The 701-nt window shown below is 67.5% G+C and carries 1 protein-coding gene; it reads left to right on the top strand.

The annotated features are described in order from the left end of the window. On the top strand, positions 1-701 hold a 701-nt coding region (locus ABTU92_RS29035; protein ID WP_408095029.1), incomplete at both ends, for a 2-hydroxyacyl-CoA dehydratase.

The following is a 701-nucleotide window of genomic DNA, read 5'->3' as shown; positions in this document are numbered from 1 at the left end:
TCGCCGACCTCGCCCAGCGCTACTCCTTCGCCGAGATCGTCCGCGCCGCCGATGCGGGCCGGTCGGTCATCTGGGGCGGCTGGAGCTGGGAATCGCCGCTCGTCTTCGCCTGCGACACCATCCCGGTGTCCTACGATCAGCTGTGGGCCGAGGACAGCCGCCGCTCCGAGGCGATCGCCGAGGACCACTTCCAGATCCCCTCCGAGTTCTGCTCGATGATCAAGGCGATGGTCGGCCGCCTTCACACGGACCGCCATCACCGAATCAAGCGCGTCGTGCATTTCGGCTCCGGCTGCGAGCCGATCCATTCGGTGCTCGAGCTCGCGAAGGCCGACGGCTACGACGTCTTCACCATGGAGACCGTGACGGCGTTCCGTTCGGACGAGAAACGCCAGGCCGGCATCACCCTCTTGATCTCCGAGCTGCAGCGGTTGTCGCAGTGGCTGTCCGGCAAGCCCGTCGACGAGGATCGCCTCGCCACCGAGATCCGGCGCAAGAACCGCGTGCTGCGCAAGGTCGCCCGCGTGCTGGAGCTGCGCTCGCGCCATCCGCTCGTCGTCGACGGCTACCACACCAAGCTGATCTTCATGGGCGCCATGCACGGCTACGGCGATCTCGAAGCCTTCGCCGACGTGCTCGACGTGCTGATCGGCGAGCTCGAGGATCTCGGCGAGCCGGATGCGGCGACGCTCGCCGACCAC

It is taken from the genome of Rhodoplanes sp. SY1, assembly GCF_046000175.1.
Lineage (GTDB): Bacteria > Pseudomonadota > Alphaproteobacteria > Rhizobiales > Xanthobacteraceae > Rhodoplanes.
The sequence above is the reverse complement of the archived record's forward strand: the minus strand, read 5'-3'. Positions and strand labels throughout refer to the sequence as shown.